Annotated in this window: 14 protein-coding genes and 1 pseudogene; 5 read left to right on the top strand and 10 right to left on the bottom strand. The window is 70.3% G+C overall.

Annotation, left to right across the window (positions count from 1 at the left end; all coding sequences use genetic code 11):
- Positions 1-32 precede the first annotated feature (32 nt).
- Positions 33-1,253 (top strand): MFS transporter, encoded by a 1,221-nt coding sequence (locus AB0G47_RS33015; RefSeq protein WP_360777493.1) that lies wholly within the window; start codon positions 33-35, stop codon positions 1,251-1,253.
- A 4-nt stretch (positions 1,254-1,257) separates the two neighbouring features.
- On the opposite strand, the gene rph is transcribed toward AB0G47_RS33015, so the two are convergent.
- On the bottom strand, positions 1,258-3,912 hold the full coding sequence (gene rph, locus AB0G47_RS33010; RefSeq protein WP_360777491.1) for a rifamycin-inactivating phosphotransferase: 2,655 nt from the start codon (positions 3,910-3,912) through the stop codon (positions 1,258-1,260).
- Between the two features lie 161 nt (positions 3,913-4,073).
- On the opposite strand from rph, the gene AB0G47_RS33005 reads away from it, so the two are divergent.
- Complete coding sequence (locus AB0G47_RS33005; protein WP_360777489.1) at positions 4,074-4,988, top strand: alpha/beta hydrolase; 915 nt, start codon at positions 4,074-4,076, stop codon at positions 4,986-4,988.
- An 86-nt stretch (positions 4,989-5,074) separates the two neighbouring features.
- Complete coding sequence (locus AB0G47_RS33000; protein ID WP_360777487.1) at positions 5,075-5,812, top strand: MerR family transcriptional regulator; 738 nt, start codon at positions 5,075-5,077, stop codon at positions 5,810-5,812.
- Positions 5,813-5,822: 10 nt separating this feature from the next.
- On the opposite strand, the gene AB0G47_RS32995 is transcribed toward AB0G47_RS33000, so the two are convergent.
- The 4 genes from AB0G47_RS32995 to uvrA all read right to left on the bottom strand — a co-directional run bounded on the left by AB0G47_RS32995 (position 5,823) and on the right by uvrA (position 11,041).
- A complete protein-coding gene (locus AB0G47_RS32995; RefSeq protein ID WP_360777485.1) occupies positions 5,823-6,257 on the bottom strand; it encodes a hypothetical protein in 435 nt (144 codons plus the stop codon).
- A 5-nt stretch (positions 6,258-6,262) separates the two neighbouring features.
- Positions 6,263-6,850, bottom strand: a complete 588-nt coding sequence (locus tag AB0G47_RS32990; RefSeq protein ID WP_360777483.1) for a hypothetical protein — start codon at positions 6,848-6,850, stop codon at positions 6,263-6,265.
- Between the two features lie 199 nt (positions 6,851-7,049).
- Complete coding sequence (locus tag AB0G47_RS32985) at positions 7,050-8,309, bottom strand: helix-turn-helix domain-containing protein (protein WP_360777481.1); 1,260 nt, start codon at positions 8,307-8,309, stop codon at positions 7,050-7,052.
- A gap of 176 nt (positions 8,310-8,485) precedes the next feature.
- Positions 8,486-11,041 carry an excinuclease ABC subunit UvrA gene (uvrA, locus tag AB0G47_RS32980; protein ID WP_360777479.1) on the bottom strand — a complete coding sequence of 852 codons (2,556 nt, stop codon included), beginning with the start codon at positions 11,039-11,041 and terminating at the stop codon, positions 8,486-8,488.
- Positions 11,042-11,169: 128 nt separating this feature from the next.
- Between uvrA and AB0G47_RS32975 the strand changes: the two genes are divergently transcribed.
- Together AB0G47_RS32975 and AB0G47_RS32970 are read left to right on the top strand one after the other, a co-directional pair.
- Positions 11,170-11,919, top strand: coding sequence for a MerR family transcriptional regulator (locus AB0G47_RS32975; protein WP_360777477.1), 750 nt, complete (start codon positions 11,170-11,172; stop codon positions 11,917-11,919).
- 7 nt (positions 11,920-11,926) lie between these two features.
- Complete coding sequence (locus AB0G47_RS32970) at positions 11,927-12,607, top strand: SUMF1/EgtB/PvdO family nonheme iron enzyme (protein ID WP_360777475.1); 681 nt, start codon at positions 11,927-11,929, stop codon at positions 12,605-12,607.
- A gap of 15 nt (positions 12,608-12,622) precedes the next feature.
- Here the strand turns inward: AB0G47_RS32970 and AB0G47_RS32965 are convergent, their stop codons facing one another.
- The 5 genes and pseudogenes from AB0G47_RS32965 to AB0G47_RS32945 form a co-directional block, all read right to left on the bottom strand.
- Positions 12,623-13,507, bottom strand: coding sequence for an alpha/beta hydrolase (locus AB0G47_RS32965; RefSeq protein WP_360777473.1), 885 nt, complete (start codon positions 13,505-13,507; stop codon positions 12,623-12,625).
- A 65-nt stretch (positions 13,508-13,572) separates the two neighbouring features.
- Positions 13,573-14,757 carry a GDSL-type esterase/lipase family protein gene (locus AB0G47_RS32960; protein WP_360777471.1) on the bottom strand — a complete coding sequence of 395 codons (1,185 nt, stop codon included), beginning with the start codon at positions 14,755-14,757 and terminating at the stop codon, positions 13,573-13,575.
- 16 nt (positions 14,758-14,773) lie between these two features.
- Positions 14,774-15,367: a WHG domain-containing protein gene (locus AB0G47_RS32955; protein ID WP_360777469.1), complete on the bottom strand. Its 594-nt coding sequence runs from the start codon at positions 15,365-15,367 to the stop codon at positions 14,774-14,776.
- Positions 15,368-15,459: 92 nt separating this feature from the next.
- Positions 15,460-15,873, bottom strand: a complete 414-nt coding sequence (locus AB0G47_RS32950; protein ID WP_360777467.1) for a hypothetical protein — start codon at positions 15,871-15,873, stop codon at positions 15,460-15,462.
- 2 nt (positions 15,874-15,875) lie between these two features.
- Positions 15,876-16,736 (bottom strand): annotated as a pseudogene (locus AB0G47_RS32945) (hypothetical protein); the annotation flags it as partial.

Here is a 16,736-nt window from a genome sequence, read left to right as displayed (position 1 = left end):
GCGACACGTTGCCCGGTGATGACCATGGCGATGTGCCAAGGAACAGATCAATCATCATGCTGTCGGTCGGCCACGCCTGCGTCGACGTCTACCAAGGCGCTGTCGCGTCGCTCGTCCCGTTCTTCGTCGCCGAGCGCGCTTACAGCTATGCCGCGGTCTCGGGCGTCGTGCTCGCCGCGTCTCTGCTGTCCTCGGTGGCACAGCCGGTGTTCGGCGCGCTCACCGACCGCTGGGCCATGCCCTGGCTCCTGCCGGTGAGTACGATCCTCGGCGGACTGGGTATCGCCTTGAGCGGTTTGAGTGGTTCGTACGCTCTGACGCTGGCGTTCGTGGCGGTGTCCGGTGTCGGGGTCGCCGCCTACCATCCCGAGTCCGCCCGCGTCGCGCGGCTCGTCAGCGAGGGCAGCCACAGCGCGATGGGCTGGTTCTCCCTGGGGGGCAATCTCGGCTTCGCCGCCGCGCCGCTCATGGTCACCGCCGTCGTCGCCTCCGGCGGTCTGCGCCTGTCACCGCTGCTCGTGGTGCCGGCCCTCGCCGGCAGCGTGCTGTGCCTGCCTGTCCTGCGCGCCCTGGAGAAGACAGCACGCGGCGGCTCCGGCACCGCGGTTGCGACGGGCGCCGACGACAGGGCGTCGTTCGTGAAGCTGTCGCTGGCCGTGGTCTGCCGGTCCATCGTCTTCATCGGCCTGAGTACGTTCATCTCGCTCTACGCACAGGAGCGTCTGGGAGGCGGTACGGCAGCGGGCACCGCGGCGCTGGTCGTGCTCTATCTCGGCGGCGCGGTGGGCTCCGTCCTCGGCGGCAGCCTGGCCAACCGCTGGGACCGGGTCACTGTCGCCCGCTGGTCGTACCTCGTCACGATCGCCGCCGTCGCGGGGATCGTGTTCACGCCCGGCCCGGCGATCTACGTGTTCGTGGCGTTGACCTCGGCTGGCCTGTACGTCCCCTTCTCCCTGCAGGTCACCCTCGGCCAGGACTACCTGCCCACACGCGTCGGCACTGCAAGCGGCATCACCCTCGGGCTGACCGTCAGCATCGGCGGCCTGGTCAGCCCGCTCATCGGCAGCGTCGCCGACGCGACCTCCCTGCGCACCGCCCTGACACCACTGATCCTGATGCCCGCCCTGAGCTGGCTGCTGTTCCGCACGCTGCCCGAACCCACCGCGCCGAAGCCCACGGCGGCGGCGCAACAGAGCGGAGACGACACGGATGCCGAGGCAGCCCCTGCACGCCCGGCCAACTCCTCGGCGTAGTCGGTCAAGCCACGATCTCGACGTACCCGTCGGTTCCGTGCACGCGGATCCGCTGCCCGTCCCGGATCAGCCCGGTGGCCTGCTCCACGCCCACGACCGCCGGCAGGCCGTACTCCCGGGCGATCACCGCACCATGGGTCATCAGGCCGCCCACCTCCGTCACCAGGCCCGCGATTCCGACGAACAGCGGCGACCAACTGGGGTCCGTGTAGGTCGTGACCAGGATGTCGCCCGCTTCGAGATCGGCGTCCGCCATGTCCAGGATCACGCGGGCCCGTCCCTCGACGGTCCCGGCGGAAACCGGCAGGCCGATCAGCGCACCGGCCGGCACGTCGTCGCGCCGGTACGCCCCGGTGACGGCCTCACCGTCCGAGGTGAGCACCCGGGGCGGGGTGAGCGCGTGATACGACCGGAACGCCTCCTTGCGCTCCTTGATGAGCCGGTCATCCACCTGGTCCTGGTTCGAGCGCACGACGTCGTGGAGTTCCTGGAACGTGAGGTAGAAGATGTCCTCCTTCTCAGCGAGCACACCTGCCTGCACGAGCCGCTCGGCCTCCTCCAACAGGGCCTGCTTGTAGAGGAAGTAGCGGCTGACGATGCCGTACTTCGGGTACTCCCGGTACCCGATGAAGTTCCGGACCCGGTCGATCATCCGCTTGGTCTCGTCGGCCTTCCGTTGCCCGTCCGGCAGGGCCCGCAGGCGGGACAGCACGTCCTGTTCCTTCTGCAGCGCCTTCTGCCGCCCTTGCTCGAACCGCCGCTCGGCGGCGCCCGGTTCGAAGTTCCTGACGTTGTCGAGGATGACCGGCACGAGCGTGGTGGGGCGCTCGCGCCAGCGCGGCCTCGTGATGTCGATCTCGCCGACGCAACGCATGCCGTACCGGTCGAGGTAGGACTCGATGGCGTCGCGCGCTTCGGCCCCGCCGCCCGCGAGCTTCGCCAGCTCGTCCAGGAAGCCCGCGTCCTCGACGTACTCGATGCCCTGAAGGAAGGCCACGACCTCCGGGTGCGGTCGGATCACGTCCGCGACGTCGAGCAGCGCGAGACCCATCTCCGACGTGATGTTGTCGGGGGCGGACAGCGTGAGCGTGTCCGCCGCGTTCTTCTCGCCCAGCCACTCCTGCAGTTGGTCGTTGAGCCACCAAGTGGCCTCCATCCCCGCCATGATCGCCTGAAAGTTCAGCGGATCACTGAGGATTCGCTTGTGCTCCTCGAAGGCCTCGAGCAGGAAGTCGAACAGCGCCGGTCCGCTCTTCGTCCGGATGTCGCGCTCCAGGGCGGCGATGGATGCCCGGCTGCGCTCGATCAGCTCGGTGACGATGGCCGGATCGGCCTCGGCCGGGGCGGGCGGGCCGCCGGTCGGGGGCCCGCCGGGACCCGCGTCAGGGAGCGTCGGGATGAAATCGTCGCGGTCGATGACGGTCTCCAGAGCGTCCCTGATCAGCGGATCGCCTCTCCCCATGACATCCAGGAGAGCGGCGCGGCTCGCGGGCGAGGCCAGCCGCCGGGTGACGTCGACGAACAGCCTCCCGGCGGCCTCGTGCATCGGCACCATTGCTGTCAGCTGCCACATGGAGAACCCGAGGGGCTTCATCGGGTCGGTCATCATCTGCTGATGACCGACGGATACGTACACGTGATTCTCCAGGTCACCGGTCTCGGGTACGGGGACGCCGGGAACGGGGGCCGGGGCGGGAACGGGGATGGGGAACAGCGTCGTGATCGGCCGACTCTGAACGATCTGGAAGCCGTCGTCGACCAGGCACCATTCGATGTCCTGCGGGCGGCCGAAGCGCGCTTCGATCCGCCGCCCGAGCTGTACGAGCCACACGACCTGAGCATCCGTCAGCGCGGGCCGCTCCTGCCGTGGCGGATCGACCGCCACTTCCTGCGTACCGCCGCCCGGCAGGGCGCGAACGGCCCGCTGCTTGGCGGCGATCGCCTTGGCGACGACTGCCCCGTCCTGCACCGTGAAGACGTCCGGGTTCACCAGGCCGGATACCAGGGCCTCGCCGAGGCCGAAGCCGGCGTCCACGGTGGCGACCTTCCGGTTGCCCGTGACGGGGTCGGCGGTGAACAGGATGCCGGACGCATCCGGGAAGACCATCTGCTGCACGACCACGGCCATGTGGACCGCACGGTGGTCGATGCCGTTCCGCCGGCGGTAGGTCACGGCACGCTCGGTGAACAGCGAGGCCCAGCACCGGCTGACGTGCTGAAGGATCGCCGTCGGCCCCACGACGTTCAGGTACGTGTCCTGCTGGCCGGCGAAGGAGGCCGTCGGTAGGTCCTCCGCCGTCGCGCTGGACCGGACGGCGCAGGCGGCCTGCTCGCCGAGCCGGCCGAGCGCGCCGGTGATCGCCGCCGCGAGATCGCCCGGGACGGCGATCCCTTCGATGGTCCGGCGAATCTGCGCGCTGAGCGTGCGGATCCCCTCCCGGTCGTCCGGGTCCAGGCGCGACAACTGATCGAGCCGTCCGCCGATCGACGGCGCTTCCGCCATGATCCGCCGAAAGGCATCCGTCGTCACACAGAAGCCATTCGGTACGCGGATGCCGTCGACGCGCGACAGCTCGCCCAAGTGCGCGCCCTTGCCGCCGACGACGGCGACCTGTGTCTCGTCCACCTCTTGAAGACCCAACACGTACTGCCCGATCACTGCGACACCTCCGAGGCAGCCGTGTTCCGTTGCACGGCACTGGCCGATCGAATCACCGGCGACTCCAACTCTGTCGAATACGTCGACAACACACCCACGAAGCGCCCTCTTTCGCCGACTGGGTTGACCCTGACCCTGCGTCAGGGTTGGAGCCTGAGCGCATGACGAACCACAGCACTTCCTCGGCTCGGCTCGCCCCGCCGATCGGAGGGTTTCAGGAGATCAAAGGCCGCCGCATCTTCGTGCACCGGTCGGGCAGCGGCGGACCGGCCGTCGTGTTTCTGCCGGGCGCCGGCGCGGTGGGTCTGGACTACTTCGGGGTTCAGCAGGCAGTTTCGCAGTTCACCACGGCCGTTGTGTACGACCGCGGCGGCACGGGCTTCAGCGATGCCCTTCCACTGCCGCGCACCGCCGCCGCGGTCGCCACGGAACTGCGCGAGCTGCTGCGCGCCCAGCACATCGCCGCCCCCTACGTTCTGGTGCCGCACTCCCTCGGCGGCTTCTACGCGCATCGGTTCGCGCAGCTGTACCCGCAGGACGTGGCAGGCCTTGTCTCGTTGGACGCCTTCCATCGCGACTGGGACGACTTCATGCCGCCCGAGGCGTCTCTGGCCTCGGTCGAGCGGATGGCACCTGGTCGGGAGCAACTGGAACAGATGCGCCCGGTCCTGCGTGAGATGTACGCCGAGCTGCACGCGAACGACCCGGAGCAGCTGCGGCAGGCGCTGGTCGATGCCAAGGTGAGTGACGCATGGACCGACGTGGGCATCGCCGAGCGCGGCAGGCTGGCCGAACTCGCCACCGAACTGCGGGCCGGGCCGGACCTTCCCGATGTCCCGGTGGTCGCTCTCACCGTGGTCGGCACCGACCCGGGCCAGAAGAATCTGATGTCGGAGCGGACGTTGCAGGAGATGCATGACGGCCGTACGAGAATGGACGCGGCCCTGGTGAGCGGGGTCTCGCACGGCGAACAGCGCATCCTCTCCGACACGGCCCACCACCGACTCTGCTTCGACCGCCCCGACGCCGTGACCCAGGCGATCCGCGACGTCATCGACCGCGCGGCTCGCCTCTAGAATCGGCCCGATCACATTTCAACTAGACCCCCCCCGATCGCAATTCACGTAGACCAATCGCAATTCACGCAGACCAGAGGAGGACGGTGCTCACGATCAGCCGGCTCGCGGCGACCGCCGGAGTGACCGTGCGCACCGTCCGCCACTACCACCACGTCGGGCTCTTGCCCGAGCCCGAGCGCGATGCCTCCGGCTACCGCCGGTACAGCGCGCAGGCGGCGGTGGATCTCATCCGGATCAGGACCCTCGCCGATGCGGGGGTGCCACTCGCCCGTATCGACGCGCTGCTGCACGCGCAGCCGACCGAATTCGCCGCGGCCGTCACCGACATCGACGCGGAACTGCGGCGCAAGATCGGCCAACTCACCGAATACCGCCGCCGGATCGCCCAACTGGACAGCGGCGAACGGCTTGTCCTGCCCCCCGAGGTGGTCGCCATCCTGGACCGGATGCGCGGGCTCGGTGTCAGCGAACGGAGGGTGCTGCTCGAGCGCGACGCGTGGATCCTGATGCAGGCGCTGGATCCGCATGTCATGCCGCAGCGGATACGGGACAAGAACGCGGGCTTGGACGACCCCGAGACCACGCGCCTGTTTCTCGCCTGTGATCAGGCAGTCGAATGGGATCCGTACGATCCACGCCTTGACCGGCTCATCGACGACCTGGACGCGTGGGAGATCGGACAGGAACGGGACGGCAGCCGGCCGGGGTATCTGAAGCTGGTCTCTTCCCGGATCTCCGAGGCGTCACCGGCATGGCAACGCATCGTCGACGCGCTCGACCACCGCGCCGAGCGGCGCCGAACTGCCGGGCAGGCGAGCTGAAGCAGGCAGCTCAGGACGGCAGGAATCCGGCACGGAAGTGCGTGAACAGCGTGGTGTACGACGTCGCGTCACCGTCCGCGAGGCGGCCCGCCGCCCAGAGGTAGAAGTCGTCCGCCTCCGCGTCGATCCAGTCGTACGTCGGGTCGAAGGGGCCCGAGTCCGGTGCGGGGTAGGGGAGTTCGAGGGCCGTGCCCCGGGCGTCCTCGACCGTGAAGAGGCGGGTGCCGTGCGCCTGGGCCGACTGATGGACCGTCACCGTGGCGCAGTTCCAGCGGTGTTCGCCGTGCTGCAGCCACAGGGTCTCCGTGTCGGCGTACAGCGCAGTCGCCGCGTCCGCGCCCACGTGGACGAAGCCGTGGCAACGGCCGGACGCGGGGGAGAGGAGCCCCGTTCGGGGGTTCAGCTCCCACGTCCGGCCGTGGTGGTCGTAGTCCCGCAGGATCATCGAGGTCAGCCGCGCGGCGGGATGCCGAGTTCCTGGTCGACGGCGGCGCTGGTGCGGGTGGACGCCTCGATGACCTTGGCCCAGCTGCCGTACTTGGCGTACAGCTGGTCGGCGGTCGGGCCAAGCGGGTTGCCGTACTTCTTCATGTTCCGCTGCTCCAGGGCCTGCACCGCCTCGGGGGTCATCCCGGCACGGGTGATGTCCTGGGCCTCGTTGCGCATGTCGACCAGGACGCGGGCGATCTCCTCGTCGCAGCGGCCCTCCTCGTGCATGTGGTCCGCCACGGCCTCCATGGTGTCCAGGAGCTGGTGGTAGCGGAGCCGGGTCTCGCGGGCCTGCTCGCGCTCCTCCGGGCTCATCTGCCGGATGAGGCAGACCGCGGGGTCCTTGCTGGTGCACGGTTCGTCCGCCGCGGGAGGCGGGGCGAGCAGTGTGCTGACGGACGCCACCTGCGGCAATCGGACGTCCGCGTGGGCGTGCGCCGGGGCGAGCAGGGCGGTGCTCAGCGTGGTCAGCAGGGGGAGGAGGAACAGGGCGACGAGTCGGGGGAGGGCGGCGCGGACGGGGGAAGCGGCCATGACACGGGCACGCACGTAGGAACTCTCCTTCACCTGACGGCAGGGCAATCGGGGCGAAGGGGACGTTACGGCGAGACGTCGTCGCCTGGCTGCCGCCGCTGCCGCGCGTCCGGGTGATGGGCATGGCGTTCACCGTGACGTACCGCGTACACGTCACGCACCATCAGGAACGTCACACGCCATCAGTGGAACGGCACGCGCCGGCAGCCGAACGTCAGGCGCCGGCCGGCCGCAGGCTCAACGCGTGCAGGGCAAGCTGCATCTCGAACTGCGCGGCCGGATCGTGCAGCCGGTCGCCGAAGACCTCGTCCAGCTGCCGCAGGCGGTAGCGGACCGTCTGCGGGTGGACGGCGAGGCGGGTGGCGACCTCGCTCGCGTTGTGCCCGGACCGGAGCCAGCACAGCAGCGTCTCAGCGAGGCGTTCGCGCTGCGGTGAGCGCACTTCCCGCAGCGGCAGCAGATGCCGCTGGGCGAGCGCGTCGATCAGCGCCTCGTCGTGGAAGAGCAGCAGCGTCGCCAGATGGTCCGCGCAGTGCAGGAGGCCCGCGTCGGGCAGGATGCCGCGCCGGGAGAGCTCCAGGGCGTCGAGCGCCCAGCGCAGCGAGCGCGCCCCCTCGTGCAGCGCCACCGTGGGACCGATCACCGCGCGCAGCCCCTGCAGCGCGGCCGCGATCGTGCGGGCACGGCCGGGTCCTTCCGGGTCGGGTACGACGAGACAGCCGGGCTGCTCGGAGAAGCGGGCGAGGAACTCCGGCGGCACGATGGGCCGGATGGTCTCGGGGGTGAGGGCGTGGTCGATGACGACGACGGCCACCTCGCGCGGGATGGGCCACTGAGCGCTCTGCGCGAGATCGGCGATGGCCTCGGCGGACGCCGGCGGATCGGCGGTGAGCAGACCGATGAGCCGGTCCCGGCGCTGCTGCAGCTCACCGGCCGCGTGCAGCCGGGCCTCGGTGTAGCCCGCGGTCGTCGCCGCGGCCATCTCGTCCAGGTGCAGGAAGAGCGCCTCGCCGAAGGCGGAGAGCACATGCCGGGGCAACAGATCGGCGTCGACCAGGGCGTTGACCCTGCGCCACGTCACCCGCGCGCCGAGCCGCAGCGCCGACTGGAACGAGTCGAGGCTGCGCCCCTCGTCCGCCTCGCCCCTGCCGATGCTCTGATAGGTGGCCTTCACCGACTCCCAGTCGGTGTCCGGGTGGGCCATGCGGGCGAGGAATCCCTGCAGGGCCTGCTCCACACCGCGGTTCACGACGTGCATGTACGTGTTGTCCGTCGGCCGTGCGTACTCCGGTATCTCCGTACGTATGGCTTGCACCACCTCCGCGGTGATGTCGTCCAGATACGGCCGAACATGGTCGTGCAGGCCCGAGGGAAAGGCGCTGAACGCGGCGTGCGACTTCTCTGCGGGCGCGCTCAGGGGTGCAGGAGTGCCGGCCGAGGCCATGCCCGCGGGCGGCATCGATCCGTTGACCATGGAGTGCTCCCTCTGCGCGCGGGGGACAAAGGTTCGGTGAAGATACCGCCCGAAGGTGCGCGGAAGACGATCGGGTGATGGACACCACATGGTGCGGCCTCTTGTCACTCGGGGGACAAGAGGCCGCGACGGTGAACTCGGTCACGGCAGCGGGCAGTTGCCGGACTCCAGGTACGTCACACCCCGTCCAGGAACGCACCCGTCCGCGACGCGCTCACCCGCGTGAGCTCCTTCGGCGTGCCCTCGGCCACGATCTCGCCGCCCGCCGCGCCGCCCTCGGGACCCAGGTCGACGACCCAGTCGGCGGCGCGGACGACGTCGAGGTTGTGCTCGATGGTGATGACGCTGTTCCCGGCGTCGACCAGGCGTTGCAGCACGCCAAGCAGCCGTGCCGTGTCGGCGGCGTGCAGTCCGGTGCTCGGCTCGTCCAGGAGATACAGCGTGCGGCCCGTGGCACGGCGGCCCAACTCCTTGGCGAGCTTGACGCGTTGGGCCTCGCCGCCGGACAGGGTGGTCGCGGGCTGCCCGAGCTGAAGATAGCCGAGGCCGACGTCGGACATCCGCTGGAGCCGCGTGGCCGCGCCGGGCACGGCCTCGAAGAGGGAGAGCGCCTCGTCGACGGTCATCTCAAGGACCTGCGCGATGTCATGACCGCCATACCGCGCACCGAGCACCTCGGCCCGGAAACGGCGGCCACGGCAGGCAGGGCAGCGCACCTCCACGTCGGGCAGGAAGTGCATCTGCACCGTGAGGACCCCCGCGCCCGCGCAGCGCTCGCAGCGGCCACCCGCCACGTTGAACGAGAAGTGCCCGGCGGTCAGCCCCCGTTGCCGTGCGTCGGCGCTCGCGGCGAACGCCTCGCGGATCGGGGTGAACGCGTCCGAGTACGTCGCCGCGTTCGACCGCGGCACCCGGCTGATCGCCTGCTGGTCGATGGCGACGACCTTGTCGATGTGCTCCCAGCCGTCGATCCCGTCGTGCGCGCCCGGCGCCTCGCTCGCACCGTGGAAACGCTGCCGCGCCGCACGGCCCAGGATGTCGAGCACCAGCGACGACTTGCCCGATCCCGAAGGGCCGCTCACCGCGATGAGCCGCCCCAGCGGAAGCCGCGCGGTGACGTTCCTGAGGTTGTGCGCCCGTGCCCCGCGGATCACCAACTCCTTGCCGATGCCTGGCCGGTGGGCCGCGGGCAGCGGCATCGCAAGGCGCCCCGACAGATAGTCGCCGGTGACCGACCCGCGGGTCGCCGCCACCTCCTGCGGCGACCCCGCGGCGACGATGCGCCCGCCGTCGCGGCCAGCGCCGGGCCCGACATCGATGACGTGGTCGGCCGCCCGCAGCACATCCAGGTCGTGCTCGACGACCAGGACCGTGTTGCCCAGATCGCGCAGCCGGCGCAGGACGCCGACCAGCCGCGTGGTGTCCGCGGGATGCAGCCCGATCGTCGGCTCGTCCAGGACGTACAGCACGCCCGTGAGCCCGGAACCGAGCAGCGCGGAAAGCCGCAGGCGCTGGGCCTCGCCCGCGGAAAGACTGGGGGTGGCCCGCTCCAGGGTCAGATAGCCGACGCCGACGTCGATCAGACGCCGCACACGTTCCCGCAGATCGTCCAGGACGGGCTCGGTGACCTGCCACGCCTCGTCGTCGGTGACATGGCCGCGCAGTGCGCCGATCCACTCGGCGAGCTCGTCGAGCGGCAGCCGTGCCGCGTCGACGATGGTGAGACCGGCGACGGTGACGTGTCGGCTCTCCGGGCGCAGCCGGGTGCCTTCGCAGTCCGGGCAGACGTCGTTGACGAGGAACTTCTCCGTCTTCTCGCGGTAGGCGGCGTCGTCGATGCGTTCGGCGTACCGGCGCAGCACGGTCGTCACCACGCCCTCGAAACGTCCGCGCGCCACGGTGGCCGGTGGTTCGACGCCCGGGAAGTGGCGGCGGAACGTGTCGCTTTCGACGCCGTGGAGCAGCAAGTCGCGTTGTACGTCGCCCAGTTCGCGTACGGGAGTGTCCGCGTCGAAGGTGAAGCCGTAGTGCTCCCCCGCGGCCCGCAGGACCGGGACGTTGCGCGCGGTCAGCACGGGCAGCCAGCCGAGCACGGCCCCCGCCGCGACGCTCAGCCCGTCGTCGACCAGGCGGCAGACATCCGCCTGGAACACGGTGCCGATGCCGGTGCAGGTGGCGCACGCGCCGGCGGGCTTGTTGAAGGAGAAGGTGCCCATCACCATGCCGGGAACGGCCGTCCCGCAGTGCGGGCACGGCAGGGAAGCGACTTCGCCGTCGGCGGACTCGCCCGCAGACGTCTCGTCGCCCCAGAGCTCGTCACCGTCCACGTGATAGGCGGGCGGGACGTCCTGCCCGCACGCCGGGCAGGGGCGGTGGCCGATGCGCGCCCACAGCAGACGCAGATAGGTGAAGACCTCGGTGACCGTGCCGACCGTCGAACGGGGGCTGCGGTTGGTCAGATGCTGGTCCACGCTGATCGACGGGGAGAGGCCGGTGATCGAGTCGACCGCCGGCTTGCTGACGGACATGGTGACGAGGCCCAGCGACTCCAGGTACTGCCGCTGGCCCTCCTGGTGCAGGGTGTCGAACGCGATCGTGGACTTGCCGGAGCCGGAGAGCCCGGTCAGGACGACGAGCTTGTTCTTGGGGACGGCGAGCGACACGTTCTTGAGGTTGTGCAGGCGTGCGCCCTTGATGCGGATCGAGTCGGCGTTGACAGTGCTGGCATCCATGCCTTCAAGTGTTCCATTGAAGTCCTAGTTGAGACTTTTGCAGCTGGATTGCCTGTACGAGTGAGAATCCGTGCCGCTAACCTTCAACTCGGGGGTGCGTCCAGTCCACGTGAAGGAGAGGTCGATCGATGAGCCGAGCCGACACGGCACTGCGCCCCGTCGACCTGGCGCGGGCGGCCGGAGTCTCCACCCAGCAGATCCGCAACTACGCCGACGCGGGCATCCTGCCGCCCACCCCGCGCACGCCCGCCGGCTACCGCAGGTTCGACACGCGCCACCGCCGCGCCCTGCTCGCCTACCGCGCGCTCGTGCCGGGATACGGCCTGTACACCGCGCAGGCGATCATGCGGGCCGTGCACGCGGACGACCTCCCCCTGGCCCTCACCCTCATCGACGCGGGCCACGTCGAACTGCACGAGCAGCGGCGCTCCCTCCAGGCGGCAGGCGAGGCGCTGGAAGCCGTCGCGAAGGAGACCCCGGACGACACCCCGCAGGCCTCCGACGCGGCGCGCCTGCGGATCGGCGAGGTCGCCGCCCGCCTGGGCGTGCGTACTTCGGCGCTGCGGGTGTGGGAGGAAGCGGGCCTGCTGCACCCGCAGCGCGAACCGGTCACCCACTACCGCTGGTTCGGCCCCACCGACGTACGCGACGCCCGCATCGTCAGCATCCTGCGACAGGGCCACTACCCCCTGCCCCAGATCCAGTCCGTCCTCGACGGGCTGCGCGAGACGGGCAGCCCCGACGCCCTGCGCGCGGCCATCGCGCAACGCCTCGCGGCCCTGAACGGGCGGGGGACCGCCATGCTCGCGGCATCGGGCCGCCTGCACGGCTACGTCACCGGCGAACCCCAGCCGGATCCTGAGCCCGATCAGGCATGATCGGGCGATGGACGTGATCACAGGGACCGAGATGATCGACATTCCGGCGGGACGGGTGACCCTCTCCGACCGCCGGACGCGGCGCAGTTGGCCGGTCGACGTCGCGTCCTGTCACATCGCGGCGTACCCGGTCACCCAGGCGCTGTACGCGCGGATCACCGGCCTCCGGCCCAGCACCGCAGACGGGGACCGGCTGCCGGTCGAAGGGGTCTCCTGGTGGGACGCGGTCCGGTTCTGCAACGCGCTGTCCGAGCACGACGGGTTCACGCCCGCCTACCGCATCGACGGCGAGAGCGACGGCGAAGACATCGCGTGGGACACGTCGGCCGACGGCTACCGACTGCCGACCGAGGCCGAGTGGGAGCACGCCTGCCGCGCCGGTACCGCCGGACCGCACTACGGGCCGCTCGACGAGATCGCCTGGTACCGCGGCAACTCCGACGAGCGGATCCACGACGTGGGCGGCCGACGGCCCAACGCGTGGGGCCTGCACGACATGCTCGGCAACGTCTGGGACTGGTGCTGGGACATCTACGACCCGGAGGTCTACGGCAGCTACCGGGTGCTGCGCGGCGGAGGCTGGTTCGACGAGCACTGGAGCTGCCGGGCCTCCGCGCGGCGGCGCAGCCACCCCAGTTACCAGGTCGACGACGTGGGCTTCCGCCTCGCGCGTTCCCTGGGGCGCTGACCGCCGCGCCGCGCCTCAGCGGTGCGCGTCGAGCACCTGCCGCAGGGTCTTCGCGAAGGGCTCCGGGGCGCCCTGCTGGCCGAACTCGCCGCCCAGGAAGCCGCCGTGGTGGCTGGGGAACATCGCGAGCTCGCTGTCGAGACCGGCGGCGATCCGAGCCGCGGCGCGTGCGGCCAATTCGCCGGAGGACTCCTGCCCGGCCGCGATGACGATCTTCGTGGGCGCTGCGCGCAGAGCGGTGAAGTCGGGCTCGAAGCCGGTGCAGCCGATCAAGTTCTGGCCGAGCAGCGGGTCGTCGCGCGAACCGTCGTCCTCCACGGGAAGCCCGAAGTCGGCGGGCGAGGGCGCCGGTTCGTCCGCCCAGGTGTCCGGGAACGGCCCCTTCCGGCTCGTCACCGCGAGGAACTTCGCCATCGCGGGACCCATCCCGTCGCGCAGGTAAGTGGCGTGGATGTCCGCGCAGACGGCGAGCGCCGCCTCCCGGTCCGGGAGCACCTGCGCCGACGGCGGCTCGTGCGCGACCAGGGTGTGCACGAGGTGCCCGTGCCGCGCCACCAGACCCAGCGCGTTCACGGCACCGCCACTGCTCGCGAACATGTCCACGGCCCCCACGCCGAGCGCCTCGATCACCCGTCGGAGATCATCGGCGTGCTCATCGGGGCTGGTCTCCGTCGCACCGTCGGTGCGCGGGCTGCGGCCCGTTCCCCGCGGGTCGTACGTGACGACGGTCCGGTCGGTGAAGTGCGAGGCCAGCGTGGTGAACCCGGAGGCGTCCATGGGCGAGCCGATCAGGAACAGCACACGGTCACCGGTCGCGTCGCCGCCGATCACGCCGCCGTGAATGTCGTAGGTCAGCGTGGCCCCGGTCGCGGCCAGTGTGTGCGTTGTTGTCTCGGGCATGGGGTTCTCCTGAAGTCGTCGCGTTCTCAGGAAGTAAGACCGTCGGGACCGCCGGAACTCATCGCTCAGGCGCCGCCTGTCGCGAAGGCGCCCTTGGCGGCGAAGGCCAGATCGGCGAAGCGTTCGCCGATGCGGCGGTGGGTGGCCGCGTCCGGGTGGAGTGCGTCGGGGAGCGGCAGTTCGGCGAAGTCCGCGTCGCCGTAGAGATCGCGGCCGTCGAGGTGGTGGATGTTCGGGTCGTCGGCCGCCCGCTGTGCCACGATCCGGGCCAGCTCGTCCCGGATGACGGTCAGCGTCAGCCTTCCGCTCGCCGTCTCCGCCGGATCGCCCGTGGCCATGAACCGCAGCTGCCCGGTGCTGAGCGCGCTGAAGTCCGGCGCGCACGGGCCGGGCGTGTCCTCGTGGATGGGGCACAGGATGGGCGAGACGACAAGGAGCGGTGCGGTGGGGTGGCCCTCACGGATGGTGTCGAGGAAGCCGTGGACCGCGGGCGTGAAGGCGCGCAGCCGCATCAGATCCGCGTTGACCACATTGATGCCGATCTTGACGCTGATCAGGTCGGCAGTGGTGTCCCGCAAGGTGCGCGCCGTGAACGGGTCGAGCAGCGCGCTGCCGCCGAACCCCAGGTTGATCAGTTCGACACCGCCGAGCGAGGCGGCAAGGGCGGGCCATGTGGTGGTGGGGCTCGCGGCGTCGGAGCCGTGGCTGATCGAACTGCCGTGGTGCAGCCACACCCGGCGGTCCGGGTCCTGCGCGGGCTCGACGGGGGCATCCGTGCGCAGGGCGACGAGTTCGGTGGTCTCGTTGTGCGGCAGCCAGATCTCGACGTCCTTCATGCCATCGCGCAGATCCGTGAAGCGGACGGTGCCGGGCGCGCCGGGCCGCAGCTCGGCGGTCCCCGCGGTCATGTCGATGACCAGCGTGTTGCCGCCCGCCACACTGGCCTGACGCGTCAGCCGGCCGTCGACGAGCAGGTCGTACACGCCGTCCGGGCGGGGCGGCGCGCCCACGTAGGCCCGCTTGGTGGGCAGGACTTCGAGCTCCACGGCGGTGGCGCGGGTGCGGAACACCAGGCGTACGCCCGACGGCTGGGACTCGGCCATGGCGAGCTGTCCGTCGGCGTACTGGGCGCGGGCCCGGGCGGGCAGCCGGTGCGGCAGCACGCCGTGCTCGGTGTGCTCCACATCGAGGGCGCCGCGCAGGAGTTCCGCGGTGACGGGCGTGGTGATCCGGTCCTGGGGGGTGTTCATGGCCTCAACCTGTTGATCAATGGTTCTGGGGTACGGGGATTTCCGGCGCCGGCCAGTTCCGCAGCAGCGCGTCGAGGGCGTCGAGGATCCGGGGCCAGGTCTCCTCCGTGTCGGGGGCGCTGTGGCTGAACCCTCCGGCAAGCTCCAGGCTGACGTAGCCGTGGAAGACGCTGCCGAGGAGGCGGACCGCGTGCGTCTGGTCCGGCTCGGTCAGGTCGTAGCCGCGCAGGATCGCCCGCGTCATCTGCGAGTGCCTGCCGCCCGCGCTGGCGGCGGCCGCCTCCGGGGTGAGCCTCATCTGGCCCGCGGCATAGCGTCCGGGGTGTTCCCGGGCGTAGTCGCGGTAGACGTTCGCCAGAGCCGAGAGCGCGTCCTTGCCGGCTCGTCCGGCCAGCGCGGCGGCGCCCCGGTCGGCGAGTTCCTCCAGGGCGAGCAGGGCGATCCTCGTCTTGAGGTCCTGGGAGTTCTTCACATGCGAGTACAGACTCGCGACCTTGACGTCGAACCGTCTGGCGAGCGCCGAGACGGTCACCTGGTCGAACCCGACCTCGTCGGCCAGCTCCGCACCCGCCTGGGTGAGACGTTCCGCGGTCAGCCCTACGCGCACCATGACCTGCCCCTCTCTTGCCGAAACAAATTATGCAGCTGCCTAATACCTTTAGGCAAATCTACGTATGCATTCGGCAAGGAGGGGCGGCAGGGTCAGCGCACCGTCACGTGGACGACGGGCGAGACGGCGCCCCCGCCCACGATCCGCAGGGCGTTGAGCCCCTTGAGGCCGAGCTTGACGGGCATGCCGTACGTCGCGTCGTACTTGATGTTCACGGTCGCGGGCAGCGACACCCACCGCTTGCCCTGCTTCTCCTGCAGGGTGACGCGGGTCCCCGGCGCCATGTGGTGGCTGACGCCGTGGATGTGGAACTGCTGCCAGGCCCGCACACTGGCCACGCTCACCTTCGCCGTCAGCGCCGGACGCGGGGCTGCGGCCTCGGCTGCCGGTGCCTGCGGAGTCGTGTCGGACGGTGGCGGGTCACCCACGGTGGCCGCCACCGCAGGCCCTGTCAGGACGGCCATCGCCGCGAGTGCCGCCAACGACGCGTACTTCAACCGATTCACGGTCAACTTCCTGTTCCCATCTCTCTGGTGCGATCCACTGATCCCTGGTGATCCCGTGGTGCGAGGTAGCTCTTCCAGCCGACTTCCGGGCGTTGCCCCACTTCGAGGCCGCGCAGTCTGTCGAGTACGGCCGGGTCCTGGACGTCGAGCCAGTCGACGAACTGCCGGAAGGAGACGAGGCGTACGTCCTTCTTCCCGGAGATGCGTGTGAGGGCCTGCTCGACGGCATCCATGTAGATGCCGCCGTTCCAATCCTCGAAGTGGTTGCCGATGAAAAGCGGTGCGCGGTTCGTCTCGTAGGCCCGCTGGAATCCGGCGAGATACGACTCGGTCGCCTGGGTGCGCCAGCCGGGATAGTTGTACGAGGGTGCCCGGGTCGAGTTCTTCGACTGGTTGGCGAGGATGTTGTAGTCCATGGACAGGACTTCGAAGCGGTGGCCGGGGAACGGGATCTGCTGGAGCGGCAGATCCCACATGCCGAGGCGTCTGCCCGGCCAGCGCTGCAGTCCGCCGGGCGACGACGCGTCGTAGCGCCAGCCCAGGTCGCGGGCGACGGGAAGGAGATTGCCGCGACCGAGGAGGCAGGGTGTGCGGCCGCCGATGAGTTCCTTGTCGTAGTCGAAAGGCAGCGACGGCAGATCGGTCCAGCCGGTATTGGTGCGCCATTCCTTGACGAAGGACTTGGCCTGGTCGATCTCGTCCTGCCATTGCGCGGGCGTCCAGTTGGCGACCGAGCCGGTGCCGGCGCAGAAGTGCCCGTTGAAGTGCGTGCCGATCTCATGGCCCTCGAGCCAGGCCTGGCGCACGTACTTGAGGGTCTCCTTGATGTGACCGTCGGTGAGATAGCCGATGTCGGACGCGCC

It is taken from the genome of Streptomyces sp. NPDC021622, from assembly GCF_040640795.1.
Taxonomy (GTDB): Bacteria; Actinomycetota; Actinomycetes; order Streptomycetales; family Streptomycetaceae; genus Streptomyces.
This window is presented reverse-complemented; position numbering and strand designations above follow the sequence as displayed.

Excerpts from the sequence above, each read along its gene's own strand:
- AB0G47_RS33005 (WP_360777489.1), top strand. The coding sequence starts at position 4,074 with ATGACGAACCACAGCACTTCCTCGGCTCGGCTCGCCCCGCCGATCGGA.
- AB0G47_RS32995 (WP_360777485.1), bottom strand. The coding sequence starts at position 6,257 with ATGATCCTGCGGGACTACGACCACCACGGCCGGACGTGGGAGCTGAAC.
- AB0G47_RS32985 (WP_360777481.1), bottom strand. The coding sequence starts at position 8,309 with ATGGTCAACGGATCGATGCCGCCCGCGGGCATGGCCTCGGCCGGCACT.
- uvrA (WP_360777479.1), bottom strand. The coding sequence starts at position 11,041 with ATGGATGCCAGCACTGTCAACGCCGACTCGATCCGCATCAAGGGCGCA.
- AB0G47_RS32975 (WP_360777477.1), top strand. The coding sequence starts at position 11,170 with ATGAGCCGAGCCGACACGGCACTGCGCCCCGTCGACCTGGCGCGGGCG.
- AB0G47_RS32970 (WP_360777475.1), top strand. The coding sequence starts at position 11,927 with ATGGACGTGATCACAGGGACCGAGATGATCGACATTCCGGCGGGACGG.
- AB0G47_RS32965 (WP_360777473.1), bottom strand. The coding sequence starts at position 13,507 with ATGCCCGAGACAACAACGCACACACTGGCCGCGACCGGGGCCACGCTG.
- AB0G47_RS32960 (WP_360777471.1), bottom strand. The coding sequence starts at position 14,757 with ATGAACACCCCCCAGGACCGGATCACCACGCCCGTCACCGCGGAACTC.
- AB0G47_RS32955 (WP_360777469.1), bottom strand. The coding sequence starts at position 15,367 with ATGGTGCGCGTAGGGCTGACCGCGGAACGTCTCACCCAGGCGGGTGCG.